This window comes from Flavobacterium sp. (assembly GCF_044360715.1).
Lineage (GTDB): Bacteria > Bacteroidota > Bacteroidia > Flavobacteriales > Flavobacteriaceae > Flavobacterium.
Window position 1 is genome coordinate 19,787 of the sequence record NZ_JBIKJY010000005.1, and the last position, 26,070, is coordinate 45,856.

General features: G+C 31.8%; 26 protein-coding genes. 12 read left to right on the forward strand and 14 right to left on the reverse strand.

The window, feature by feature from the left end:
• Positions 1–21: 21 nt before the first annotated feature.
• From ACIQ16_RS02580 to ACIQ16_RS02590, 3 genes are all read right to left on the reverse strand, one after another.
• On the reverse strand, positions 22–900 hold the full coding sequence (locus tag ACIQ16_RS02580) for a hypothetical protein (protein WP_396148415.1): 879 nt from the start codon (positions 898–900) through the stop codon (positions 22–24).
• Positions 901–1,054: 154 nt separating this feature from the next.
• A complete protein-coding gene (locus ACIQ16_RS02585) occupies positions 1,055–2,083 on the reverse strand; it encodes a proline iminopeptidase-family hydrolase (RefSeq protein ID WP_396148416.1) in 1,029 nt (342 codons plus the stop codon).
• A 1-nt stretch (position 2,084) separates the two neighbouring features.
• The gene (locus ACIQ16_RS02590; RefSeq protein WP_396148417.1) at positions 2,085–3,860 is read right to left on the reverse strand and encodes an AMP-dependent synthetase/ligase; all 1,776 of its coding nucleotides are present in this window, start codon (positions 3,858–3,860) and stop codon (positions 2,085–2,087) included.
• 110 nt (positions 3,861–3,970) lie between these two features.
• Here ACIQ16_RS02590 and ACIQ16_RS02595 point away from each other — a divergent pair, with 110 nt between their 5' ends.
• Together ACIQ16_RS02595 and ACIQ16_RS02600 are read left to right on the forward strand one after the other, a co-directional pair.
• Positions 3,971–5,908, forward strand: a complete 1,938-nt coding sequence (locus tag ACIQ16_RS02595; RefSeq protein WP_396148418.1) for an LTA synthase family protein — start codon at positions 3,971–3,973, stop codon at positions 5,906–5,908.
• Between the two features lie 33 nt (positions 5,909–5,941).
• Complete coding sequence (locus ACIQ16_RS02600) at positions 5,942–6,514, forward strand: dual specificity protein phosphatase family protein (protein WP_396148419.1); 573 nt, start codon at positions 5,942–5,944, stop codon at positions 6,512–6,514.
• A gap of 108 nt (positions 6,515–6,622) precedes the next feature.
• Here ACIQ16_RS02600 and ACIQ16_RS02605 read toward each other — a convergent pair whose 3' ends face one another.
• The 5 genes from ACIQ16_RS02605 to ACIQ16_RS02625 all read right to left on the reverse strand — a co-directional run bounded on the left by ACIQ16_RS02605 (position 6,623) and on the right by ACIQ16_RS02625 (position 10,675).
• Complete coding sequence (locus tag ACIQ16_RS02605; protein WP_396148420.1) at positions 6,623–7,396, reverse strand: sulfite exporter TauE/SafE family protein; 774 nt, start codon at positions 7,394–7,396, stop codon at positions 6,623–6,625.
• Positions 7,397–7,464: 68 nt separating this feature from the next.
• Positions 7,465–8,214, reverse strand: a complete 750-nt coding sequence (tpiA, locus tag ACIQ16_RS02610; protein WP_396148421.1) for a triose-phosphate isomerase — start codon at positions 8,212–8,214, stop codon at positions 7,465–7,467.
• 117 nt (positions 8,215–8,331) lie between these two features.
• Positions 8,332–8,823 carry a TlpA family protein disulfide reductase gene (locus tag ACIQ16_RS02615; RefSeq protein ID WP_396148422.1) on the reverse strand — a complete coding sequence of 164 codons (492 nt, stop codon included), beginning with the start codon at positions 8,821–8,823 and terminating at the stop codon, positions 8,332–8,334.
• A gap of 102 nt (positions 8,824–8,925) precedes the next feature.
• Positions 8,926–10,023 carry a MauE/DoxX family redox-associated membrane protein gene (locus ACIQ16_RS02620; protein ID WP_396148423.1) on the reverse strand — a complete coding sequence of 366 codons (1,098 nt, stop codon included), beginning with the start codon at positions 10,021–10,023 and terminating at the stop codon, positions 8,926–8,928.
• Between the two features lie 109 nt (positions 10,024–10,132).
• Positions 10,133–10,675, reverse strand: a complete 543-nt coding sequence (locus tag ACIQ16_RS02625) for a DUF1599 domain-containing protein (protein WP_396148424.1) — start codon at positions 10,673–10,675, stop codon at positions 10,133–10,135.
• Between the two features lie 47 nt (positions 10,676–10,722).
• On the opposite strand from ACIQ16_RS02625, the gene folP reads away from it, so the two are divergent.
• Positions 10,723–11,550, forward strand: coding sequence for a dihydropteroate synthase (gene folP, locus ACIQ16_RS02630; RefSeq protein ID WP_396148425.1), 828 nt, complete (start codon positions 10,723–10,725; stop codon positions 11,548–11,550).
• A gap of 117 nt (positions 11,551–11,667) precedes the next feature.
• Here folP and rlmH read toward each other — a convergent pair whose 3' ends face one another.
• The gene (rlmH, locus tag ACIQ16_RS02635; RefSeq protein ID WP_353076556.1) at positions 11,668–12,141 is read right to left on the reverse strand and encodes a 23S rRNA (pseudouridine(1915)-N(3))-methyltransferase RlmH; all 474 of its coding nucleotides are present in this window, start codon (positions 12,139–12,141) and stop codon (positions 11,668–11,670) included.
• 180 nt (positions 12,142–12,321) lie between these two features.
• Complete coding sequence (locus tag ACIQ16_RS02640) at positions 12,322–13,038, reverse strand: YebC/PmpR family DNA-binding transcriptional regulator (protein WP_396148426.1); 717 nt, start codon at positions 13,036–13,038, stop codon at positions 12,322–12,324.
• 165 nt (positions 13,039–13,203) lie between these two features.
• Here ACIQ16_RS02640 and ACIQ16_RS02645 point away from each other — a divergent pair, with 165 nt between their 5' ends.
• Positions 13,204–14,874 carry a pseudouridine synthase gene (locus ACIQ16_RS02645; RefSeq protein WP_396148427.1) on the forward strand — a complete coding sequence of 557 codons (1,671 nt, stop codon included), beginning with the start codon at positions 13,204–13,206 and terminating at the stop codon, positions 14,872–14,874.
• 223 nt (positions 14,875–15,097) lie between these two features.
• On the opposite strand, the gene hutI is transcribed toward ACIQ16_RS02645, so the two are convergent.
• The gene (hutI, locus tag ACIQ16_RS02650; RefSeq protein WP_396148428.1) at positions 15,098–16,339 is read right to left on the reverse strand and encodes an imidazolonepropionase; all 1,242 of its coding nucleotides are present in this window, start codon (positions 16,337–16,339) and stop codon (positions 15,098–15,100) included.
• 48 nt (positions 16,340–16,387) lie between these two features.
• On the opposite strand from hutI, the gene corA reads away from it, so the two are divergent.
• The 4 genes from corA (at position 16,388) to arsB (ending at position 19,533) form a co-directional block, all read left to right on the forward strand.
• Positions 16,388–17,452: a magnesium/cobalt transporter CorA gene (corA, locus tag ACIQ16_RS02655; RefSeq protein WP_396148429.1), complete on the forward strand. Its 1,065-nt coding sequence runs from the start codon at positions 16,388–16,390 to the stop codon at positions 17,450–17,452.
• Positions 17,453–17,542: 90 nt separating this feature from the next.
• Positions 17,543–17,866: an ArsR/SmtB family transcription factor gene (locus tag ACIQ16_RS02660; RefSeq protein ID WP_396148430.1), complete on the forward strand. Its 324-nt coding sequence runs from the start codon at positions 17,543–17,545 to the stop codon at positions 17,864–17,866.
• 17 nt (positions 17,867–17,883) lie between these two features.
• Positions 17,884–18,492 carry a protein-tyrosine-phosphatase gene (locus tag ACIQ16_RS02665; RefSeq protein ID WP_396148431.1) on the forward strand — a complete coding sequence of 203 codons (609 nt, stop codon included), beginning with the start codon at positions 17,884–17,886 and terminating at the stop codon, positions 18,490–18,492.
• Positions 18,493–18,498: 6 nt separating this feature from the next.
• The gene (gene arsB, locus ACIQ16_RS02670) at positions 18,499–19,533 is read left to right on the forward strand and encodes an ACR3 family arsenite efflux transporter (protein ID WP_396148432.1); all 1,035 of its coding nucleotides are present in this window, start codon (positions 18,499–18,501) and stop codon (positions 19,531–19,533) included.
• 262 nt (positions 19,534–19,795) lie between these two features.
• Here arsB and ACIQ16_RS02675 read toward each other — a convergent pair whose 3' ends face one another.
• The 3 genes from ACIQ16_RS02675 to ACIQ16_RS02685 all read right to left on the reverse strand — a co-directional run bounded on the left by ACIQ16_RS02675 (position 19,796) and on the right by ACIQ16_RS02685 (position 22,480).
• On the reverse strand, positions 19,796–20,653 hold the full coding sequence (locus tag ACIQ16_RS02675; RefSeq protein ID WP_396148433.1) for a flagellar motor protein MotB: 858 nt from the start codon (positions 20,651–20,653) through the stop codon (positions 19,796–19,798).
• Between the two features lie 164 nt (positions 20,654–20,817).
• Entirely contained in the window at positions 20,818–21,810 is a 993-nt protein-coding gene (locus tag ACIQ16_RS02680; RefSeq protein WP_396148434.1) for a glycosyltransferase family 2 protein, read from the reverse strand.
• 223 nt (positions 21,811–22,033) lie between these two features.
• Entirely contained in the window at positions 22,034–22,480 is a 447-nt protein-coding gene (locus tag ACIQ16_RS02685; protein ID WP_396148435.1) for a type I restriction enzyme HsdR N-terminal domain-containing protein, read from the reverse strand.
• Between the two features lie 41 nt (positions 22,481–22,521).
• Between ACIQ16_RS02685 and ACIQ16_RS02690 the strand changes: the two genes are divergently transcribed.
• The 4 genes from ACIQ16_RS02690 (at position 22,522) to ettA (ending at position 26,038) form a co-directional block, all read left to right on the forward strand.
• Complete coding sequence (locus ACIQ16_RS02690; protein WP_396148436.1) at positions 22,522–22,920, forward strand: four helix bundle protein; 399 nt, start codon at positions 22,522–22,524, stop codon at positions 22,918–22,920.
• Positions 22,921–22,940: 20 nt separating this feature from the next.
• Positions 22,941–23,942, forward strand: coding sequence for a DNA polymerase III subunit delta (holA, locus tag ACIQ16_RS02695; protein ID WP_396148437.1), 1,002 nt, complete (start codon positions 22,941–22,943; stop codon positions 23,940–23,942).
• A 74-nt stretch (positions 23,943–24,016) separates the two neighbouring features.
• Positions 24,017–24,199, forward strand: coding sequence for a CAL67264 family membrane protein (locus ACIQ16_RS02700; RefSeq protein WP_396148541.1), 183 nt, complete (start codon positions 24,017–24,019; stop codon positions 24,197–24,199).
• Positions 24,200–24,346: 147 nt separating this feature from the next.
• Complete coding sequence (gene ettA / locus ACIQ16_RS02705; RefSeq protein WP_396148438.1) at positions 24,347–26,038, forward strand: energy-dependent translational throttle protein EttA; 1,692 nt, start codon at positions 24,347–24,349, stop codon at positions 26,036–26,038.
• Positions 26,039–26,070 lie beyond the last annotated feature (32 nt).

Below are 26,070 nucleotides of genomic sequence, written 5' to 3' on the forward strand. Positions count from 1 at the left end.
TTTTATTGGTAAATTTTATTATTAGTGGCTGTTAATAAAGTTATTAAATTCAGTCTTTGCTGTTGGACTTTCAAACAGAGAGCCGTGTTCACCACCAACAATCTCGACAAACTGTCTATTTTGACAATTAGTACAACTCAATACATCTTGTTTAAAAGCTGGCCAAGAATACATTTGAATAGGTGTGTCATTTAGTCCTTGAACAAATAAAATGTCAGATTTGAATCCATTTGTGAAATTAAGTAATGACCTTTGAAAGTAGGCGCTGGGATTGCTTGATGTCGTTCCATACACATTTTTAAGTTTGGTACAGACAGCACCCGATTGAACTTGTCCATTTTCCTCTAATTGACATCTATAAACAAGGTTTAATGGTCCTGGCGCATTGGCAATTACACCATTTGTTTGATGCATCGTGTTAAGTCGTGTTACCATATAGCCTCCTTGAGAGTGCCCGCCTAAGAATACTTTTTTTACTGTTATACCTAATTCTTGGCTTGCTTTATTTTTCAACCATAATAAGGCAGCTTCGCCTTGAACAATATTGTCGCCTAATAATACATTTTCTTGAGGATATGCTACACTTACAATCATCATGTCATTTCTATCTAAAATACTCTTAAATTTGTCAAGTGTGTTATTGGCAGCAGTTATTATGCTGCTATCATACATAACAGTGCCGTGGAATACTAACAAGACGTCAACTTCATTTATTGCTGGTTTGTCAATTACAACATCAACATTAATATTATTATAAGTAATAGACTTTGTTATTCTATAAGCCACAGTAGTAGGCTGTTCTGTTGTATTGTCCTTGTTACACGAGAAAAAAAACAATGACAATAATATTAATAATCTCATATAGATAAATTTATAAATAATTGTTTTGACTGTTCTCATCTTAAATAGTTTAATCTTCTTTTTAATAAACTTATTGATTACTTGTATATATGTCTGACAAACTTTAATAATATTTTGGAATATAATTGATCATTTTAAAACTTTTTTCAGAATATATTTCCTACAAAAACGAAAGAAGTTTTATAATGTAATACTACAATTTCTTCTCATCCACATCCTTTAAAAACTGAATTACACCCGTAAAGTACGTTTCTTGGTCGTCGTATTGTGATAAATGACTGCCGTTTTTACAAAATAAAAAGCGTCCGTTTTGCACTTGTGTGGCCATCCATTTCATGTGTTCAGGATCCATAGTGTCGTATTTTGCGCCTATGGTTAAGGTGGGTACGGTCAATTCTTTCAATCGTTTGGACACATCCCAATTTTTAATATAGGCGTCACCGGTTATGCCAAATTCGCTATACCCTTGCATAGAAATATACACCTCAGAATTAATGTGTTTAAAACTTCTGGTTATGGATTCAGGCCATTCTTTTTGTGGTTTTCTTAAAATGTGTTGGGTGTAATAATGTTCAAAAAGTAATTCGGTATATCTTGGATTGGTAAAATCGTTGTTTTTTTCTAATTGCATAATTTCTTGGTACACTTCCTTTTTCAATTGCGGACCTAATACTTCTTGTGCATATTTATTATACGATGGAATACTAGAAACCATATTAGAAATAATCAATCCTTTTAAATTTTTCTGGTATTTCAACGCATAATCCATAGCTAAAATGCCACCCCAAGATTGTCCTAAAATGTAAAAATTATCTTTGTTTAAACCAAGTGCTATTCGTACTTGTTCCACTTCTTCTACAAAGCGTTCATTCGTCCAAAGCGATTTGTCTTTTGGCTGGTCGGAATAATACGAACCCAATTGGTCGTAATAAATAAATTCAATGCCTGCTTTTGGAAAATAGCCTTCGAAAGATTCGTATAATTCGTGCGTTAAACCAGGTCCGCCGTGTAAAAGCAATACTTTTATTTTCGGGTTGTTACCAAATCGTTTTGTCCAAACTTTAAAAGTACCTTTAGGTGTTTTTATAGGAATCATTTTAATACCACCGGTATATTGGTCTGCTTTTGAGTCAAAGGTGTGGTAGGTCTGTAACGAAAAATCTTCGCTCTTTTTACAAGAAAAAAAAGCGAAGATTAATGTAATGAAAATATATTTTTTCATACTAAGAGTTGTAAATTTTATCGTAAAGGGTTTGGTATTTCTCTTTGATTATTTTACGTTTCAATTTCATAGTTGGTGTTAAATGCCCTGCATCAATTGACCATAAATCGGGTGTTAATTCAAAACGTTTTACTTGTTCCCAATTACCAAATTTTTTGTTGGCTTCATCAATATCTTCTTGAATTCGTGCAATAACTTTTGGATTGTTGCATAGGTCTTCGTTAGAATTTCCTAAATCAATACTATGTCTGATTGCCCATTCTTTTACAAAATCAAATGCCGGTTGAATAAATGCAGCTGGCATTTTTTCACCATCCCCAATAACCATAATTTGCTCGATAAAACGAGATTGTTTGAATGAATTTTCTAATACTTGTGGCGCAACATACTTACCACCAGAAGTTTTAAACATTTCTTTTTTACGATCGGTGATTTTTAAGAAGCCATCGGCATCAATTTCACCAATATCTCCTGTGTGGAAATAGCCGTTTTTAATTACTTCAGCAGTTTGTGCTTCATCTTTATAATAGCCTATCATTACGTTTGGTCCTTTACAAAGAATTTCGCCATCTTCCGCAATTTTGACTTCTACGTTTTCAATTACTCTACCAACAGTTCCAATTCTGAATCCGCCATTTCGCATATCGTTTACAGAAATTACTGGAGACGTTTCCGTTAATCCGTATCCTTCCATTACTGGAATTCCAGCGGCTGTAAATACTTTGGTTAAACGTGTTTGTAAAGCCGCACTACCAGAAACTAACATTTCCAATTCGCCACCCAAACCTTCTTGCCATTTAGAGAAAATTAATTTTCTGGCAATACCCAGTTTGAAATTATAAAAGGCACCATTTTCATTATAAGGTTTGTAAGCCATACCCAAATCTAATGCCCAAAAGAATAATCGTTTTTTAATTCCTGTTAAATCGGCTCCTTTTGCGTAAATTTTATCGTACACTTTTTCTAAAAGTCTTGGTACAACTGACATTACGTGCGGATGTACTTCTTTTAAGTTATCAGATATTTTTTCAATGCTTTCCGCAAAATAAATGGATATTCCACCATATTGATACAAATACGTTAACATTCTTTCGAAAATATGACAAATCGGTAAGAAACTCAACGCACGCGTACTTCCTTTTCGTAACGGCATTCTTTTATCTGAATTTAATACATCAGAAACAATATTATCGTGCGTAAGCATTACCCCTTTTGGTCGACCTGTAGTTCCTGAAGTATAAATTATAGTTGCCAAATCGGAAGGTAAAACCCCATCTTTACGAGCTTCTACCTCATTTTGATTTGCGTCATCTTTACCGGTTTCTAATAAATCACTCCATTTTTTACAACCAGAAATTTCGTTAAACGAAAAAATATCTTTTAATAATGGAATATTAGCGTGTACCGATTTTAATTTATCGTACACTTCTTGATCGGATACGAAACAGTATTTTGCTTCGGAATGGTTTAAAATATATTCGTAATCTTCAGCAGAGATAGTTGGATACATTGGCACGTTTTGTGCTCCAGTTTGCAATATTCCAATATCTGAAATATGCCATTCTGTTCTATTGTTTGAAGAAATGATAGCAATTTTATCATTTTTTTCAACACCTAAATGTAATAAAGCTCTTGATAAAGCATTGGCTTTATTAATATATTCTTGTGTAGAAGTTTTAACCCAATCAGAACCGTACTTTGTAACCAAAGCATCTGGTAAGTTGAATTTTTCTAACTGATAATAAGGAAAATCAAAAAGTCGTGTTACATTTTTCATATAATAAGTTTTTTTTAAACTGCAATTTATAAAAAAATAGAACTTTATAAAAATATTTCATCGAAAAACTTTGAATATTGTTAATTTTGCATCAATTAAACATTAATTAAATGAAATCATTTTTCAGATTAAATGAATACAGCGTTTTGTTTTACAGAATAGCATTGGCGTATTTGTTTTATTTTATAGCACGAATTTTATTCTACACCTATAATTACGATATTTTGGATGTAAATTCAGTAACTGAGTTTTTACAGATTTCGTACCACGGTTTAGTTTTTGATACCACGGCCATTTTATATGTGAATGGACTATTTATTTTATTGTCTATTTTACCATTTTTTATAAATACTAAACCGAAGTATCAAAAAGGATTGTTTTATTTGTATTTCATTTCAAATTTATTTTTTTACGCCTTTAATTTTGTCGATTTAATTTATTACAAATACAATTTTTCACGATTAACACTTGCCGCTTGGGATTTGGTAAAAAATGAAGAGTCAAAAGGCGGTATGTTATTTCGATTTTTAATTACCTATTGGCACGTGTTTTTGTTGTTTATAGTAGTGTCTGCTTTATGGGTTTTATTGTATCAAAAAGTAAAAGTGAAACACAATTTAGTAGAAAATGCTAAGATAAAATATGTTGCAAAATCGATTATTGGTGTATTAGCTATTGCTACTTTATCTATTGGTGGGATTCGTGGCGATTTCAAGAAAAGTACTCGACCAATTAATTTAGTAGACGCCAACAGATTTGTAAAAAAATCACAACAAGCCGATTTGGTTTTAAATTCTACTTTTTCATTTTTAAGAACGTTAGGTGTACAGACTTTTAAAAAAACCGATTTTAACATACCAGAAGAAGTTGTCAATGCAAATTTTCAACCTATAAAGTTGTACGATTCTAATGCTCCTACCACGCCAAATATTGTATTGATTATCACCGAAAGTATGGGTAGAGAATATATTGGTGCATTTAATAAAAACACAAAAATTAAGGATTATGTGAGTTATACGCCTTTTATTGATTCCTTGGCTACCGAAAGTTTAATTTTTACGAATGCGTATGCAAATGGGTATAAATCCATACACGGTATGTCGTCTATATTATCAGGAATTCCTTCATTTAAAGATGCCTTTACATCTTCTCCGTATGCCAAACAAAAAATTGGCTCTATGGTTTCTTGTTTAAAAAGTAAAGGGTATGATACTTCATTTTTTCACGGCGCGCCAAATGGTTCTATGGGATTTTTAGGATTTGGAAATATTTTAGGTTTTGACCATTATTATGGTATGACAGAATACGGAAATGATGCCGATTTTGATGGTTCGTGGGGAATTTGGGACGTGCCATTTATGCAATTTATGAATAAAACAGTAAGCAAAAAGAAAGCACCATTTTTTAGTACCATTTTTACGGTAACTTCACACGAACCTTATGTGGTACCAAATGAGTTTAAAAATAAACTTCCAAAAGGAACCAACCCTATGCATCAACCTGTAGGGTATACAGATTATGCTTTTAAAAAGTTTTTTGAAGCCGCTAAAAAACAACCTTGGTTTGAAAACACGATATTTATTATTACCGCTGATCATTGTAATTTAGTGAATTATAATGAAGAATACTATCATAAAATTATGAATAGATTAGCAGTTCCGATACTTTTTTATTCACCGAAATATAAGTTAAAAGGGGTAAACGATGAGTTGGCTCAACATATTGATATTTTCCCAACAGTTATGGATATTATTGGGTATAATAAACCATTTAGAAGTTGGGGAAGAAGTTTGGTAGCTAAAAATAACAGTAATATAAAGCCATTTGTAATTAATTATAACACAGGAATGTATAACTTTGCTAAAGGAAATTATGTTTGTGCTTTTGACGGTAAAGTTGCCGTTGGTTTTTACAGTAAAGAGGATAAAGAACAATTGCACAATTTAATTGGAAAAAGAAACAAAGAAATGAATGATATTGAAATGGCTTGTAAAGCTTTTATTCAAGATTATTTTAATAGAATTATTGATAAAAAGTTGAGTTATTAAGTCGAAGGTCGAAAGTAATATTATATTAGTAAAATGAAAAAGAAAATATTAGTTTCAGTTATAGTAATTGCGGCACTTTTTTGGGCAAAGAGCTATTTTTATGATTATAAAATAAACCATAATTTAAAAGTAATTTCCGAAGGTAAAGTTTACAAAAGTGGCGTCATTCCACCAGAAGATATTGCCGATTTTGTAAAAGAACATCATATTAAAAGCATTATCGATTTACGTTTTCCAGGAACCGGTGACGAAGTTAATAATCCTGAAATTCCAGTAGAACTTATTGCAGAAAAAAAAGCTGCTGCTAAAATTGAAGGATTGAATTATTTCAATATTGGTTCAGATCAAGTGCCAAAACCTGAAAATTTAGATGCTTTTTTTAAAGTAATGGACAATAAAGCAAATTATCCAGTACTAATCCACTGTTTTCACGGTGTGGGAAGAGCCGAAATGTATTCCGCCATTTATCGTATAGAATATGAAAATTGGGACAGAGACGAAGCGAGAACAGAAACCCGTTTTTTAACCAAATTCAGTTCTTTCGATTTAGGAAAACCAAAAGGCGATTTTTTGCATAGTTATGTGAAAAGGGAAGACAGAAGATAGAGTATAGAAAATAGAGTATAGAAATAGAATCTGAAACAAGTTCAGATTGACAAGGTTTTGAATTTAATCTGTGGAAATCCCTTTCATCCGTTGAATCTGTGTACCCATCTAAACAATCCCAAACCCCAAAGCAATCGCAAATACAATAATCATAAATGCCACAATTTTCTGAATGGTGTTTATGGTTATTTTTTTTACCAATTTGTTTCCAAAATACACACCTACAAACGCAGCAAGTGTTGCAACAATAAGTAAATTCCATTGTAAACTATCTTTCATATTTGAAATGTTGGTAAAATACACCGACATTCTACTTATGTCTATCATACAAGCGATAAGTACACCAGTGGCAATAAACGCTTCTTTAGACAAACCAACTTTCGTTAAAAACGCACTTCGTAATGCGCCTTGATGACCGGAAAGTCCGCCAAAAAAGCCGCTTAATATACCGCCAAGAGGCAAATGCTTTTTTGGAAATTGTAGGTTTTTTAATTTCGGAAGTAATTCAAATAAAGCGAAGAAAATTAGTAAAATAGCCACAATAACTTTCATCAATGTAATTTGAAACACGTTTTGTTGTAAGGTGTATTCGATTAAAATATTGGCATTGGTAATTTTATCTAACAAAAAAGCCCCAAGTAAAGCAAAAATTAAAGCAGGAATTCCAAATTGTACTGCAATTTTCCAATCAATATGTTTTTTAACCAAAACGAATTTAAAAACATTGTTCAAAAAATGTACAATCGCCGTTAAAGCAATCGCTACATCAACAGGAAAAAATAATGCAAAAGCAGGTAATAACAACGTTCCCAATCCAAAACCAGAGAAGAAGGTTAGGACAGAAGCAAGTAATGCTACAATAGGAATTAGGATATATTCCATTTTTGAGTTTAAAGTTTAAAGTTTCAGGTTGTTTTAATTAACTTGAAACCTTAAACTTGAAACAAAAATTATATTCCATTAATAATTCCGAAAAAATCGTTGGCATTTAATGCAGCGCCTCCAATTAATCCGCCATCAACATCTGGTTTAGAAAAAATTTCTTTGGCATTATCTGGTTTTACACTTCCACCGTAAAGAATGGAAACATTTTCTGCAATGTCTCTTCCAAACACTTTATCTACTAAATTTCTAATAAATAAATGCATTTCTTGTGCTTGTTCTGGAGAAGCGGTTTCACCAGTTCCAATTGCCCAAACAGGTTCGTAAGCCAATACAATATTTTTCCAGTTTTCTTTTGAAATATGAAACAAACCATCACGTAATTGGTATTCCACAACGTTAAAATGATTGTCGCTTTGTCTGTCTTTTAATTCTTCGCCAAAGCAAAAAATAACAGTCATATCGTGAGCCAATGCGGTATCAACTTTGTTGGCTAATAAGGCATCATTTTCGTGAAAATAAGCTCTTCTTTCACTGTGTCCTAAAATTACAGTGTTTACGCCAATACTGGTTAACATTGAAGCGGAAACTTCACCTGTAAACGCACCACCTTCTGCTTGGTGCATATTTTGCGCGGCGATTTTAATATCTGAACCCGCTACTAATTCAATAGCCTTTGCTAAATAAGGAAAAGGAGTAGCTAAAATAACTTCCGCTGAATTGTTTGGCTTATTGTTTTTAATTTCATTGATTAATTCAATGGCTTGCGGTAAGGTTTTGTTCATTTTCCAGTTACCGGCTACGATGTTTTTTCTCATTTTTTAATTTAGTTACGACATTTTTTTTGAACACAGATTGAAGAAATTATTAAAATTATTAAAATTTCTCAAATCTGTGTTGAAAGAATAAAAAATGTTTTTTTTGGTTATGATATTTTATTTAGATGCTTCTATACTTTCAATAATTTTATCAAAGTCTTTTTCGATGGCGCGAAACAAAACTATTTTTCCTTCTTTGTTAATTACAATAAAACGCGGAATCCAATCCAATTTAATTGAAGATCCAAATTCACCTTTCATTCCATCTGGAATTAGATAATTTTCGCCCGTAACCTCGTGTTTTTCAATGCCGCTTTTCCAAGCATCAAAACTTTTATCACAAGATAAATTTACAAAAGCCACTTCTGGATATTTGGCTTTTAAATCCTTAACCTGAGGCATATTTTTAACACAATCACTACACCACGAAGCCCAAACTTCAATTACCACGGTTTTACCTTGATTTTGCTTTAAAATCTCTTCAAAAGTAATGCCTTGATTTTCAGAGTTGATTAATTTTGAAGTTAAACTTTCTTTTGAAAATTCAGTTTGTGCTTGACAAGAAGTTAACCCAAGTCCTAATGCTAATGTAGCTAAGATTTTTTTCATAATATTGATTTTAGTTGTTTCGCAAAGATTCGCAAAGTTAAAACAAAGATTCGCAAAAATATTTTGTGTAGCTCTGTGAAATTTTTGTGTGGCTCTGTGTAATTATTTTTTGTATATAACTTTCTCTAATGCTTTACTATTAAATGCTTTTTCGGCAATTCCATCAAAAAATTTAATTACGTTTCCGTTGTGTAAATATACTACGCCAGGCGTGTCTTTTCCAGAACCTAATTTCGTCCAAAAAGGAATGATGTCTATAACTTTATGTGGAAATTGTTTGCCAGCATATTTAAAGAAATCTGGAATTTTTTCCGCTTCTTCATCCATAAAAACAATCTGTACTTCAGGAAAATCTTTATGTTTTTTTTGTAAAGCATTTAAGTCTTTTGCAGCATCTCTACAATGTTCGCAACCTGGAACGAAAAAGCACAATATTTTTTGACCTTTGTCTATATCTGAATATAAGTCAGCATAACCTGAAATCGCTTGTTTTGGTCCTACTTCTTTTTTTACTTCTTCAACCGCTTCTTCAACTTTAATTTTCGATGAATCGATGGTTTTAATTTCCTCGATTTTTACTGAATCAGTTAATTTTGATATAGTATCAGTTGAAATATTGATATTATCATTACTATTTGAAATTGAAACTGAACTCGCTTTCATTGGTGCCAACATAAACAAACCTAATATACAAGCTAAAGTGATACTGGTTAACATCCAAATATTCGATTTTTTATCGTTTTCTGAAATTTTCCATAACCAAATTAATAATCCAACTGCGATGATATTTTTGATAATGGCTTCAATTGGCGTCATCGGAATTAATTCGCCAAAACAACCGCAATTTCCTGAATTTCCGCCACTTAAAAAAGTAACATAACTCAAATGAATGATAAAAACACTCAACAAACCAATTGTCGCAGGAATAGTAATACGTTTTAAGAAATGATTGTTAAGTAATAAAAAGCCAAGAGCAAACTCGATTCCAATTAAAATTCTTGAAAAATAAGGTGCAAGTGTATCTGAAAATCCTAAAGTTAAAAGTTGTTTGACTTCAAAAGTAGAAATAGCAAAATAAGGAGAAAAATCTATAAATGGAAAATCAGAAATCCATCCTTTAGATATTTTCGCAATTGCTGAAACTATAAAAAGTAAAGCAATAACTATTCTTAACGTCCAAGATATATTTTTTTTGTTCATATTAATTTTTGTTGTTTTTGTTTCAGGTTTAAAGTTTCAGGTTGTCCTTTAACAAATTTAATTAAGCTATTTGATTGTTTGTGTTAATGAGTTGTTATTTAACTTGAAACTAATTAAAACGATTTATAAGTATCAAAGCAAAAACCGAATAGTTTATCATATCTTGATAATTGGCATCAATACCTTCAGAAACTAATGTTTTTCCTTGGTTGTCTTCAATTTGTTTCACGCGTAATAACTTTTGAATAATCAAATCCGTTAGTGAACTCACACGCATATCGCGCCAAGCTTCCCCATAATCGTGATTTTTATCTTCCATTAATTCTTTCGTGATTTCAATTTTGTGATTGAATAATTTTATGGCTTCATCAGCTGATAAATCCGGTTGAGAAGCAATTCCTTTATCCATTTGAATTAAAGCCATTACGCAATAATTGATAATCCCAATAAATTCTGACGATTCATCTTCATCTACTTTTCTTACGTCGTTTTCTTGTAAACTTCTTATGCGTTGTGCTTTAATAAATATTTGATCGGTTAATGAAGGCAAACGTAAAACACGCCAAGCCGTACCATAATCGTGCGCTTTTTTTGTAAATAATTCTCTGCAAACAGCTATAACTTTGTCGTATTCTTGTGAGGTATTGCTCATTATTATTTTATATTTGTATCAAAGTTCAAATATAAGTAAAAAATACGATGTCAACAATAAACTGTAAAGGAACACTCATCAACTTATCAACACCTAAAGTAATGGGGATTGTTAATGTGACGCCAGATTCATTTTTTGATGGTGGAAAACTTACCGATGCTGATGCTGTAGTATTTCAGGTAGAAAAGATGCTTCAAGAAGGTGCTACATTTATTGATTTAGGTGGTTATTCCAGTAAACCTGGAGCCGAATTTGTTTCCGAAACAGAAGAATTGAATCGAGTGATACCTGTTGTAAAGTTATTAGTTGAAAAGTTCCCGGATATTTTACTTTCTATTGATACTTTTAGAAGCGAAGTAGCCAAACAAGCCATCGAAAATGGTGCGGCTTTAATTAATGATATTTCTGCCGGATTATTAGATGAAAAAATGTTAGAAACGGTAGCTAAATTACAAGTTCCGTATATTATGATGCATATGAAAGGCACGCCACAAACTATGCAAAGCTTAGCGAATTATGACGATTTACTAAAAGAAATGAATTATTATTTTTCGGAACGAATTGCGAAAGCGAGACGTTTTGGTTTAAACGATATCATCATCGATCCTGGCTTTGGATTTGCGAAAACCATAGAACATAATTACGAGTTATTACAGAATTTAGAACTACTACAATTTCACGATTTACCTATTTTAGCTGGAATTTCAAGAAAATCAATGATTTATAAAGCTTTGGAAACTTCGCCAGAAGAAGCGTTAAACGGAACGACTTTTTTACACGCATTCTGTTTACAAAAAGGCGCAAATATTTTAAGAGTTCACGATGTAAAAGAAGCAGTGGAATGCGTGAAGTTAATGTGGCAATTTAAGGAATAGTTTATTATTGTTGCCTTCGAGTGCCTCAGGCAACAATGATATAAAGGTAACTGAGGCAACACGATTATAAAGGTAGCTGAGGCAACACTTGTATATAGGTAGCTGAGGCTCTCGAAGCTACTGATGGTGATACGGTTCGTTATTCAAAATGGTAAACCCTCTGTAAATTTGTTCAATTACAAATAAACGTACCATTTGATGTGAAAAAGTCATTTGAGATAAAGCGACTTTTCCTTGTGCTTTTTGATACACTTCCTCTGAAAATCCATAAGGTCCTCCTATTACAAACACTAACGTTTTAATTCCAGAGTTCATTTTCTTTTGTAAAAAATCAGAAAATCCAACACTTGTATATTCCTTTCCGTTTTCGTCTAATAAAATTAATTGGTCAGTTGGTGCTAATTTTCCTAAAATGAGTTGTCCTTCTTTTGTTTTTTGTTCCGATTCCGATAAATTTTTTACGTTTTTTATATCCGGAATTACTTCCAAATCGAACTTAATATAAAATCCCAATCGCTTGGTATATTCTTCAATTAAAGCGTTTAGATTTTTATTATCGGTTTTGCCTATGGCGATAAGTTTAATGTTCATATCGAGAGTTTTTTAAACACATATTAACATAGGTACTTCATAAGTTAAGTCGTCTAAATATTTTTTTGTTAACATTTAATCTATGTTTCTATTTGTTTTAAATGCTAAAGTTAAGAATTTATTTAAACAAAAAACTCCAGATTACTCTGAAGTTTTGTAATGCTAACTTTAAATTGAATACTAATTCTCCAACATAGTATGAAACACGTTCATAACGTCATCGTCTTCTTCAATTTTTTCTAATAATTTTTCTACATCAGCTACTTGTTCTGGTGTTAATTCTTTAGTTACTTGAGGAATTCTATCAAATCCAGAAGATAAAATTTCTAAGCCTCTTGATTCTAATTCTTTCTGAATCGCTCCGAAACTTTCAAATGGGGCGTACATTAAAATCCCGTCTTCTTCATCAGCGAAAATTTCTTCTACACCAAAATCAATCATTTCTAATTCTAATTCGTCAATATCTTGTCCAGCAGCTGGAATTCTGAAATTACAAGTATGGTCAAACATAAATTCAACTGAACCTTGCGTCCCCATTGTACCATTACATTTATTAAAATAACTTCTAATATTTGCAACCGTTCTGTTGTTGTTATCAGAAGCGGTTTCAATTAAAATCGCTATTCCGTGTGGTGCATACCCTTCAAATAATATTTCTTTATAGTTTGCGGTGTCTTTATCTGTTGCTTTTTTAATGGCGCGTTCTACGTTTTCTTTAGGCATATTTACCGCCTTAGAGTTTTGTATAACGGCTCTCAAACGCGAGTTGGCTTCCGGGTTTGGACCTCCTTCTTTAACCGCCATTACAATATCTTTACCAATTCTGGTAAATGCTTTAGCCATTGCTGACCAACGCTTCATTTTTCTTCCTTTTCTGAATTCAAACGCTCTTCCCATTTCTCGTTTTGGTTTTTATATATAAGTGCAAAAATAAAATAAGCAAGTAGTAAAAAAAAATGTTTGCGCTTTTTTTTTGAGTTTATTAAAATTTAATTGATATGTACGTAATTTTTTGAAATTTGATATTTCACTTTTGGAATTTTTAAATGTTATCTTTGCGAAATGCAAAACGATTTTTTTCAACTTTTTAAAACCGATATTTCAGGAATTTCGTTACCTGAAAAATTCACCTTTCCTTTTTATTATCAACCACATAAATTGAGTGAAATTGCGGCTACTTCTTTGCAAGATTATTTAGCAACTCAAACTAATTTTGATCATAATTTTGGATTAGATGCCACTCAGAATGGTTTGGTAATAGGAAAAATGTTTGGTGTTTTGGTTTGTCAAAATGAAAAAGGGGATTTAGGCTATTTATGGGCGTTTTCAGGTAAATTAGCGAATGAAAATCATCATCAGTATTTTGTTCCTACGGTTTTTGATATGTTAACCGAAAATAGTTTTTTTAGAAAAGAGGAAGAACTGCTTAATGCGTACAATCGTGAAATTGAAAATTTAGAAAAAAATGTCAATTATTTGAATACGTTAGAACATTTTAACCAAGCTAAAATTCAAGCAGAAACGGAATTACAACAACAAAAAACACGAATAAAAGAGCAGAAAATCCTTCGAGACGAAAAGCGAAATCAACTGGAGACTATCTTAACTAATGAAGATTTAGAACTTCTTAATTTAGAATTATCCGAAGCCAGTAAGCAAGAAAGCATTTTGTTAAAAAAAATGACAAAATATTGGAAATTGACGTTGCAATCTTTAGAAGAAAAAGTAGCAGTTTTTACAAATGAAATACATCGACTAAAAGAAGATCGAAAAGCCAAATCGTCACAATTACAACAAAAACTATTTTCAGAATATTCTTTTTACAATCAATACCAAGAGAAGAAAAGTTTAGCTGAAATTTTTAATAATAATCCGCCTGCTGGTGCTGGTGAATGTGCTGCACCAAAGTTATTGCATTATGCTTTCCAACATCAGTTAAAACCTATTTGTATGGCCGAATTTTGGTGGGGACAATCACCAAATTCTGAAGTACGACAACACAAGCAATTTTACCCGTCTTGTAAAAGTAAATGCGAACCCATTTTAATGGGACATATGCTTAAAGGTTTAGAAATGGAAGAAAATCCATTTATTATGAATCACGCAGCAGGAAAAGACATTGAAATTGTATATGAAGATGAGGTTATGCTTGCAATTAATAAACCTACGGAATTTTTATCTGTTCCAGGAAAAACCATTTCAGATTCGGTTTATGCTCGAATTAAGGAGAAATATCCGGATGCGAAAGGTCCGCTAATTGTACATCGATTGGATATGTCCACTTCTGGAATTATGCTTATCGCGAAAAATGAAACTACTGCAGTACAATTGCAAAGTCAGTTTATCAATAGAACGATTAAGAAACGTTACGTGGCACTTTTAGATGGTTTGTTGGAAAAATCTCACGGATATATTGATTTGCCTTTGCGAGTAGATTTAGAGGATAGACCTCGTCAATTAGTGTGTTACGAACACGGAAAATCCGCACAAACCAAATGGAAAACTATTGAAGTTAAAAACGGTAAAACAAAGGTTCATTTTTATCCCATTACTGGAAGAACGCACCAATTACGTGTACACGCTTCTCATAGTTTAGGATTACACACACCTATTGTAGGCGACGATTTATATGGTACGAAAGCCGATAGATTGCATTTGCACGCCGAATATATTCAGTTTGAACATCCGATTTCAAAGGAAATTATGGAGATTTTGGTGGAAGCTGAGTTTTAGGTTTGTTTTTACCGCAAAGAGGCAAGGATTTTCGCAAGGTTCGCTAAGTTTTTTTTTGCTACATTATTTACCCCACAGTTTGTCATGCTGAAAGCATCTCTTTTTAATGAATTACTTGACTTTTTGGTGTTAGACTCTTTCAGAGTGTCAAACGTTAAGGTCAATTTTCTTGATTATTTTTTAAAGTAAAGAACTTTGCGAGCCTTGCGCAATCTTTGCGAACTTAGCGGTTAAATATTTCCCCATTCAACCAAACACTATCAATCAAATTCGTAGCAAAACAATACGGAATTTCGTAATAACTATGTAAAGGTTTTGTAATAATCAAATTGGCTTTTTTGCCTTTTGTAATACTTCCGTGTGATTCGCTTAAATCCATTGCGTAGGCACCGTTAATTGTCGCTGCATTTATGGCTTCTTCTGGTGTCATTTTCATTTTGATACAAGCCGTAGCAACCACAAAATGCATATTTCCTGAAGGCGTAGTTCCTGGGTTAAAATCGGAAGCTAATGCTAAAGGTAAACCGGCATTTAACATTTGTCGAGATGGCGTGTACGGAATCGAAATAAAATACGAACAACTTGGTAAAGCCACTGGCATACAATCAGAATTTTTTAATATTGCTATGTCTTCATCAGTTACAATTTCTAAATGGTCGACACTTAATGCGCCATTTTCTACACACGCTTTAATACCGTTTATAGCTGTAAATTGATTTACGTGAATTTTTGGTTTTAAGCCATATTTTTTACCTGCTTCCATAATCTGAATGGTTTCTGAAACACTAAAATAACCCGTTTCTAAAAAGGCATCGATATAATCGGCTAAATGTTCTGCTGCGATTTTGGGTAACATTTCGTTAATTATCAAATCGATATACGCTTGATGATTTTCTTTGTATTCCGTTGGAAAAGCGTGTGCACCAAGAAAAGTTGCCTTTATAGCAATTGGATAATTTTCTTTTAATTTTTTAATTACTCGAAGCATTTTTAATTCGCCTTCTACGGTTAATCCATAACCGGATTTAATCTCAACCGCTCCGGTACCTTGAGAAATGACTTCTTCCAAACGTTTTTTCGATTGGTTGTAAATTTCTTCTTCAGATGTTTCGTTTAATTTCTTTGCCGAATTTAATATTCCGCCACCACGATTGGCAATTTCTTCGTATGACAAACCGTTAATTCTATCTACAAATTCACCACTTCTATTTCCGGCATATACAATATGGGTATGACTGTCGCAAAAACTTGGCATCACAATTTTTCCAGTAGCATCAATTACTGTTGCTTTTTCTAAATTTGGACAATTTGCCATCAAACCAAAATCGGAAATAAGATCATTTTCCAAAACTAAAAAAGCATTCTCTAAAATGGGTAAATGCGCCATTTCCGAACCTGAAACTTTTTTAATTGAAGTTTCTCTAACTTGGAGTAATTGTTTTATATTTATAATTATGGTTTGCATAAGAAATAGTTATATTTGTAAAAGGTAAAAATACTTATTTAATATAAAGTGCGAAAACTATTATACAAAAAAGGTCGAAAAGTTATACCAACTCTAATTGAGTATACGGGTAAACACGAAAATATTGCGCCTGAAATGCAATTATTTGTATATAATTCTGAGGAATTGTTTGAGTTTGAAGATATAAAACTATCTCAATTAGACAAACATTTGGATGCGACTAAAAACAATTGGATTAATTTGCACGGTTTGTCGGACATTACCTTAATTAAGGAAATTGGCATAAAATTTAAAATTGATGATTTTATTTTAGGCGATATATTAAATATTCTGAAACGTTCTAAAGTTGAGGAGTACAATCACACACTATTTTTTAATATTAAATCCTTACTTCCAGATTCTAATGGTATTGATGTAGAGCAAATAAGTTTTATTTTACGAGACGGATTGCTATTTTCCTTTCAGGAAAAAAAGAGCAATTTCTTTTTGCATATTCGAGAAAGAATGCGACAAAAAGCTGGGATAGTTAGAGACCGAAAGGTAGATTACTTGTTGTATTTGTTGTTAGATGCCGTAATGGAAAATTTTTATATTACAATAGAAAGCGAGGAACATAAAATTGATACGGTTATTGATTTAATTAAGATCAAACCCAATCCAAATATTTTAGAAGATATTGAACATCATAGAGATAATTTAAACTTTTTACGTCGCTCTATTGTGCCACTTCGCGATTCTTTATATTCGATAAAAAGTATGAAAGATGATGATGTTTTTAATGTTATTACAGTTGAAAATTATTCGTTTTTCTCTCGTTTACATCAAAAATGTTTGGAACTTTTAGATCAGATTGATGCTGATTTAAGCTCGTTGGAAAGTGCCTCTTCGTTTTATTTTTCATTACAAAGTCATAAAATGAATGTAGTAATGAAAACCTTAACAGTTGTTTCTGTATTCTTTATGCCGTTAACATTTGTTGTGGGTGTGTATGGAATGAATTTCGATAATATGCCCGAATTACATTGGAAATATGGTTATTTTTATGTGGTAACTGGTATGTTTCTATTGTTTGTATCTATGATTATTTATTTCAAAAGAAAAAATTGGTTTTAAATAAATTCAACTAAAATGTTTCTTTTTTTTACAGAAACATTTTTTTGTTCAGGTTATTATCGTAATATTGCAATATATAAATATGATACAATGGGAATTACAAAATCTGAATCTTTTACAACAGAACAAAACGAAATGGCCAACTTGTTTAAAGCTATGGCAAATCCAGCCAGAGTAGCTATTATTCAATATTTATTAAAGGTCGATTCTTGTATTTGTGGCGATATTGTAAATGAATTACCATTGGCACAACCTACCATTTCTCAACATTTGAAAGAATTAAAAAATGCCAACATCATACAAGGTACTATTGAAGGAAAATCAATTTGTTATTGTTTGAATAAAGAAGTGTTTGAATCTATTGGACGCTATTTTATGGGAATGTATATTAAGTTAGATGCCAAATGTTGTTAATGTAAATTGTGAAAAATATGTTCAAAAATCTATCTAATACGATTGAAACTATAAAAGAAATCTCTGTTTCGATTGAAAGACAAGCAGTGTTACTTCCCTTAGCGGATTATATTCAAAATAAAGTCAATCTTCAAGAAGAAATTCGGTTGAATTTTATTTGTACGCACAATTCTCGAAGAAGTCATTTGTCGCAAATTTGGGGACAAACTATGGCGTTTCATTTCCAAATTCAAAACGTATTTTGCTATTCAGGCGGAACAGAAGCTACAGCTATGTTTCCAAAAGTAGCTGAAACCTTAACGAATCAAGGATTTGAAATTCAAAAAATTTCAGATACATCAAATCCAATTTATGCTGTTAAATTCGAGGAAAATCAACATCCGATTATCTGTTTTTCAAAAACGTATTTCGATGATTTTAATCCGAAAACCAATTTCTCAGCCATTATGACTTGCAACAATGCCGATGAAGGTTGCCCTATGGTTTTTGGTGCTGAGGCCAGATTTCCAATTAAATATGAAGATCCAAAAGCTTTCGATGGCACCGAATTAATGAACGAAAAATATGCAGAACGTAGCTTACAAATTGCAAGCGAAATGTATTTTGTGTTTTCTCAAATAAACTAAATCAAAATGAAAAAAAGATTAGGATTTTTAGACCGATTTTTAACCTTATGGATATTTTTTGCGATGCTACTTGGAGTAGGAATAGGTTATTTTATTCCCAATTCAGCTGATTTTATTAATTCCTTTTCATCTGGAACGACTAATGTTCCTTTGGCAATTGGACTAATTTTGATGATGTATCCACCATTAACTAAAATCGATTTTTCAAAAGTGCCTCAAATGTTCAAACAACCAAAATTGCTAACGGCTTCGTTTCTTATTACTTGGATAGTAGGTCCGTTTTTGATGTTTTTATTGGCAACTTTTTTCTTAAAAGACTATCCAGAATATATGACGGGTTTAATAATTATTGGTTTAGCACCTTGTATCGCTATGGTTATTGTTTGGAATGAATTAGCTGAAGGCAATCGTGAATTAACTGCTGGTTTAATTGGAATTAATAGTTTGCTTCAAGTGTTTTTCTTTAGTTTGTATGCGTATTTTTATCTTGAAATTATGTTGCCATTATTCGGAATTAAAGGTTTGCAATTAAATATCACTATTGTAGAAATTGCACAAACTGTTGGAATTTATTTGGGCTTTCCGTTTGGTTTAGCGCTTGTTAGTAGGTATGCCATAAAAAAATACATTGGCGAAACCTTCTTCAATCAACAATTCATCCCTTTTGTTTCTCCAATAACGTTAGTTGCTTTGTTGTTTACCATTGTGGTAATGTTCAGTTTGAAGGGAGAAATGATTGTGGATTTGCCTTTAGACGTGCTTAGAATAGCCATTCCATTAGTAATTTTCTTTGCGATTATGTTTTTCTTGATGTTTTTTGTGTCTAAAAAAATTGGTGCGAATTACCGTGATGCGGTGGCGTTATCATTTACAGCATCGGGAAATAATTTTGAATTGGCAATTGCCGTTTCTATCGGTGTTTTCGGCATTAATAGCGGACAAGCATTTGCTGGTGTTATAGGTCCATTAGTGGAAGTACCCGCTTTGATTATTTTAGTGAATGTAGCGTTTTGGTTGCGTAAACGGTTTTTTACAAAGTGATCCAGGTTTAGTTGTATTTATTTTAGTTTTGTTCGGGTTTTGTTCGGTATTCCTTCGGTAAAACCCCTATTTTACCGAAGCCTACCGAACAACTACCGAACAACTACCGAACAACTACCGAACAAAACCCGAATAAAACTTCGTGTATTTACTAAAAATATATGTAAGGTATAGAGGTTGTAGTGTTTAGTTTTTGTTTCAAAAATCTTGAAACAAAAAAAAGCGACTATAAAGTCGCTTTTAAAAATCTATGTCTTGAGAATTACTTTTTCCCTAAGTTTTTCATTTCTTTTTCTAACATATCGTAAAACTGGTCAATTTTTGGCATAATAATAATGCGTGTTCTACGGTTTTTAGCTTTGTTAGCGGGAGTATTATTAGCTACTAATGGTACATAAGAGCTTCTTCCGGCTGGTATTAATTGTTTTGGATTCACACCTAAGTCGTTATGTAATACACGTACAATAGCTGTTGAACGTTTTACAGATAAATCCCAATTGTCTAATAAAACAGCACTTTTAAAAGGTACATTATCCGTGTGGCCTTCTACCATACATTCAAAATCAGGCTTGCTGTTAATTACTTTTGCTACTTTAGCCAATACGTTTTTAGCTTTAGCATTCACTTCAAAACTTCCAGATTTAAATAATAAATTGTCTGCTATAGAAATCATTACTACACCTTTCTCAACATTAATATTAATATCTGGATCATCCATACCTACTTCACGTTTTAAACTTGTAACTAACGCTAATGTTACGCTGTCTTTTTTAGTTAAAGCATCTTGTAAACGGGTAATTTTTAAATCTTTTTCTTTCAAACTCTCTAAAGATTTTTCCAAATTTTCAGAACCCTTAGCAGATAAAATAGCCATATCTTTAGACATAATCATCAAATCCGAATTTGTTTTCTTTAAATACTCCAGCTGTGTAGCTAAACTGGTGTTGTCTGTATTTAATTTTTCTTTTTCATCCAAACAGCTGTTTAATTTTACAGTTGCTGTATTTAGTAAATCTTGAGTCGCTTTTTCTTTAGCTTCAAGCATAGCAAATTTCTTTCTTGACACACACGAAGTAAATACAAAAGGAATAACGGCTGCTAAAATTAATATTTTTTTCATTGAAATATATTTTTTACAAAGTTAAATAGAAAAAATCATACCAAAGTAGGTTGAGCCGTAAAATTTATGTTTTTTTTAGCATTATTGATTGAGACAAACGTCTAAAGTCTAAAGTCAAATGTCTAAAGTCTATATTCTATATTCTATATTCTGTATTCTATATTCTAAATTCTATTAAAAGTTTTCTTTTTCTGAACAAAGTAATTCCAAACGATAGATTTTGTGTAATAATAATTTGTTTTTTGACTGATGTTTCTTTTCTTTAGATTTCGTCCGATTAGATGATAATAATAAAAATGGGCTTTTAAAACAGCAAAAGTATGTGTTACTTTTCCTTTAAATAAAAATTGAACACCAGCTAAGCCATCCAAACACATACGGATAAAAATGATTGGAACCAGTTTTTCTTTTGGAAGGTTTTTAGTTAACATCAATAATGAATTTCTAAAATTCAAAAATGTTTTCATTGGATTGGCTTCGTTTAAAGTTGCACCACCCACGTGATACACTACAGAAGTAGGACAGTATTTTATAACATAGCCTAAGTTGTTAGCGCGCCAACATAAATCAATTTCTTCTTGATGGGCAAAAAAATCACTATCAAATCCTTGTAAACTTCTAAACACTTCTTTTCTTATAAAAAAACAAGCGCCTGTTGCCCAAAAAATTTCAGTTTCGGTGTTATATTGACCCAAATCTTCTTCCAAAGTATCAAAAATTCTACCTTTACAAAACGGAAAGCCAAATTTGTCAATAAATCCACCAGCAGCACCAGCATATTCAAAGTGTGTTTTCTTTTTAAAATCTAATAATTTTGGTTGAATTATAGCCGTGTTTGGTTCGTTATTAAAAATTGTTTCTATGGGTTGTAGCCAATTTTCAGTTACCTCAATATCCGAATTCACCAAAGCATAATAAGGTTCTTCTACACATTTTAGTGCTTCGTTATATCCTTTTGCAAATCCATAATTTCCCGTATTTTCAATAATTTTTATAGTTGGAAATTCTTTTTTCAACACGGCAATAGAAGTATCTGTAGAGGCATTATCCGCCACATAAATAGTAGCATCCCCAGAAAACTGAATTACGGAAGGCAAAAATTGCTGCAATAATTTGGCACCATTCCAATTTAATATAACTACGGCTGTTTTAGTCAATGTTAATGTCAATTACAATATCAAAAATCAATTTTAATATCAAGTTTAAATTTTTCAACACAGATTTAAGAAATCATGAAAATTAATAAAATTTGTTCAATCTGTGTTCCTGTTTTTCAATGTCAATAATAAAATGCTATGTTTTCTATACAAAGCGAAGCTTCTAATGAAAATTAAAAACTATGTGCCTATGTGTTTAAAAAAATCTGCTAAATCTGTGTTCCTATTTAATGTATAATGGTAACTCTTTCAAGAAAGTATATTTCTCATTATCAAAATCCATTTGACAAAAATAATGATTTAATCCATTCGTTACCATTAAATATGTGGCTTTCAGAGTAAAATTATATCTCGCAATTTGATCAAAGGTGTTTTGAGAAATGGCTACATCAGGTTGTTTGCACTCAACCACCAAGAAAATACTACCATCCGAATTGAAAATTACAATATCATAGCGTTTGCTCATTCCGTTTATTTTTACTTGTTTTTCAACGTTTATAAGCGATTTTGGATACTTACATTCTTGTATTAAATACTGAATCGTGTGCTGCCTAACCCATTCTTCTGGAGTTAGCAACACAAATTTTTTTCTAATTTCATCAAAAATAGCAACTTTATTTTCACTATTTTTGAAACGAAAAGAATACGATGGAAAATGTAACTTGTTCAATTTTTATTGTTTGTTGTTTATTGTTTATTGTTTATTGTTGTATGGCAAAAATAGAAAAATTTGAGGATTTAGAAATTTGGAATATTTCTCGTGATATTTGTAAAGATATTGAAATCTTGTTTGAAACGACGAGTTTAGGAAAAAGATATGCGTTAAAAGACCAAATGGATAGAAGTTCGGGCTCAATTATGGATAATATTTCAGAAGGTTTTGAAAGAAATGGCAACAGAGAATTCATTAATTTTTTAAGTTATTCCAAAGGTTCGTGTGGCGAATTAAAATCGCAATTGTATCGATCTTTGGATAAAAAAATAATTTCTGATGAACAATTTCGTATATCATCTGAAAAAATAGAACTTGTAAAAAACAAAATTGGTGCATTTATGAAATATTTAAATAATTCTGAAATTAAAGGTTTGAAGTTTAACAATAAACCATAAACCATAAACAATAAACCAAAATGACAGAAGTAATAAAAATAGTTAACGATATTAAATCTAAAAATTACAAACCCATTTATTTTTTATGTGGAGAAGAAACCTATTATATAGATAGGATTTCAGATTTAATTGAAAAATCGGTACTTACTGAAGACGAAAAATCCTTTAATCAAGTGGTTTTGTATGGTAGAGATACCACTGTAGAAGAAATTGTGTCAACAGCAAAACGCTTTCCTATGATGGCAGATTATCAGGTGGTGATTGTGAAAGAAGCGCAAAATTTATCTAAAACATTTGAAAAATTTGAGTCGTACGCCGTGAATCCACAACTTACTACTATTTTAGTCTTTGCCTACAGAGACAAACCAGATGGAAGAAAAAAAATATTTAAAACTATAAAAGACAAAGGCGTTTGGTTTGAAAGTAAAAAATTATACGACAATCAGGTTCCAGATTGGATTGTAAAGGTGCTAAAAGGTCAGAATTATGGAATTGAACCTAAAGCAGCAGCTATGTTAGCTGAATTTTTAGGTACAGATTTAGCTAAAATTAATAACGAATTGGAAAAGCTAAAAATTGTTTTTCCTGAAGGGCATATTTTTACACCAAAAAATATTGAAGAAAACATTGGTTTTAGTAAAGATTATAATGTGTTTGAACTAAAATCGGCATTAGCAACGAGAAATCAGCAGAAAGCCTATGCAATCATTCATAATTTTGCAGCAAATCCAAAAGACAATCCAATAGTTGTCGTTAGCGGTCAAATGTTTGCCTTTTTTGCTCAATTGTTGCAATATCACGGATTAAAAGACAAATCAAAATTCAATGCGGCAAAAGCGTTGGGCGTCAATCCATTTTTTATGGATGAATATGCTACAGCAAGTAAAAATTATCCGATGCGAAAAGTGAGTCAAATTATTGAAATCATTCGCGATATGGATGTAAAAAGCAAAGGTGTTGGTTCTGGTTCGATGAAAGAAGCCGATATGCTGAAGGAGTTAGTATATAAAATTTTCAACTAAATAAATTAAGTTATTTACTTTCTTTAAAATTATAAAAAAACACGATATTTGCAATCCAAAATGTATAAAAACTAATAGAAATGAATAAAAATACAGTTTTAGCTTGGGCTACAGGAATAATGATTATTATGGGTATAATAATAATCAGTTTAGCCATATACAGATATGATGATGTAGCAGGTTGGGGCTTTGGAGCGGTAGGAATTGGTTTTTTTGCTAACGCTTGGGTTTTCAATGCTTTAAAAGGAAGAATGTAATAACTTTCAGTAAAATTCCAAATAACAAATAACAAATTCCAAATAACAAATTCCAAATCACAATCAATTAACAATAAACAACAACCAACAACCAACAACCAACAATAAACCACAAACCACAAACAACAAACAAAAAACAAAAAAAATATGTCAGACGATAAGAAAGTAATTTTCTCAATGCAAAAATTGAGTAAAAGTTATCCAGGTGCAGATAAACCAGTATTAAAAAATATCTATTTAAGTTTCTTTTACGGAGCTAAAATTGGTATTTTGGGACTTAATGGTTCAGGAAAATCTTCTTTATTAAAAATTATTGCTGGAATTGATAAGAATTATCAAGGCGATGTAGTTTTTCAACCTGGTTATACAGTTGGATATTTAGAGCAAGAGCCACTTTTAGACGAAACAAAAACGGTTATAGATATTGTACGTGAAGGCGCTGCTGAAACGTTTGAGCTTTTGGCTGAATTTAATAAAATTAATGACGATTTTGGTTTGCCTGAAGTCTATGAGAATCCAGAAAAAATGGAGAAACTTATGGATCGTCAAGCAGAATTACAAGATAAAATAGATGCTTGTGGGGCTTGGGAAATTGATACTAAGTTAGAAATCGCAATGGATGCGCTTCGTACTCCAGACCCTGAAACACCTATTAATGTGTTGTCTGGTGGAGAAAAACGTCGTGTGGCTTTATGTCGTTTGTTATTGCAACAACCGGATGTATTGTTATTAGATGAGCCAACCAACCACTTAGATGCCGAATCTGTACTTTGGTTAGAACAACATTTAGCACAATATTCAGGAACCGTAATTGCCGTTACGCACGATAGATATTTCTTAGATAATGTTGCGGGTTGGATTTTAGAATTAGATAGAGGAGAAGGTATTCCATGGAAAGGAAATTATTCTTCTTGGTTAGAACAAAAATCTAACAGAATGGCGCAAGAAGAAAAAGTAGCTTCAAAAAGAAGAAAAAATTTAGAACGCGAATTAGATTGGGTGCGACAAGGAGCAAAAGGGCGTCAAACCAAGCAGAAAGCACGTTTACAGAATTACGATAAATTATTAAACGAAGATCAAAAAGCATTAGACGAGAAATTAGAAATTTATATTCCTAATGGACCTCGTTTAGGAACCAATGTAATTGAAGCTAAAAATGTGGCGAAAGCATTTGGTGATAAATTATTATATGACGATTTAAATTTTGTATTGCCACAAGCTGGAATTGTTGGAATTATTGGTCCAAATGGAGCAGGTAAATCTACCATTTTCAAAATGATTATGGGCGAACAAAAAGCCGATGCTGGAACTTTTGATATCGGTGAAACGGTAAAAATTGCATATGTGGATCAATCGCACTCAAATATTGATGTGAATAAAACGCTTTGGGAAAACTTTTGTGATGGACAAGAATTAATTATGATGGGAGGACGTCAAGTGAATTCTCGTGCGTATTTATCTCGTTTTAATTTTGGTGGAAGTGATCAAAACAAAAAAGTAGCTACATTATCTGGAGGAGAAAGAAACCGTCTGCATTTAGCTATGACATTAAAAGAAGAAGGAAATGTCTTGCTTTTAGATGAACCAACAAATGATTTAGATGTAAACACGCTTCGTGCCTTAGAAGAAGGTTTAGAAAACTTTGCAGGTTGTGCCGTAATTATTTCGCACGACAGATGGTTTTTAGACCGTGTTTGTACGCATATCTTAGCCTTTGAAGGCGAGTCACAAGTATATAGTTTTGAAGGAAGTTTTACAGAATATGAAGAAAACAAACGCAAACGATTAGGTAAAGATGTTACACCAACTCGAATTAAATACAAGAAATTAATCAGATAATTTTGATATAAAGTAAAAGGGCTGTTTCATAT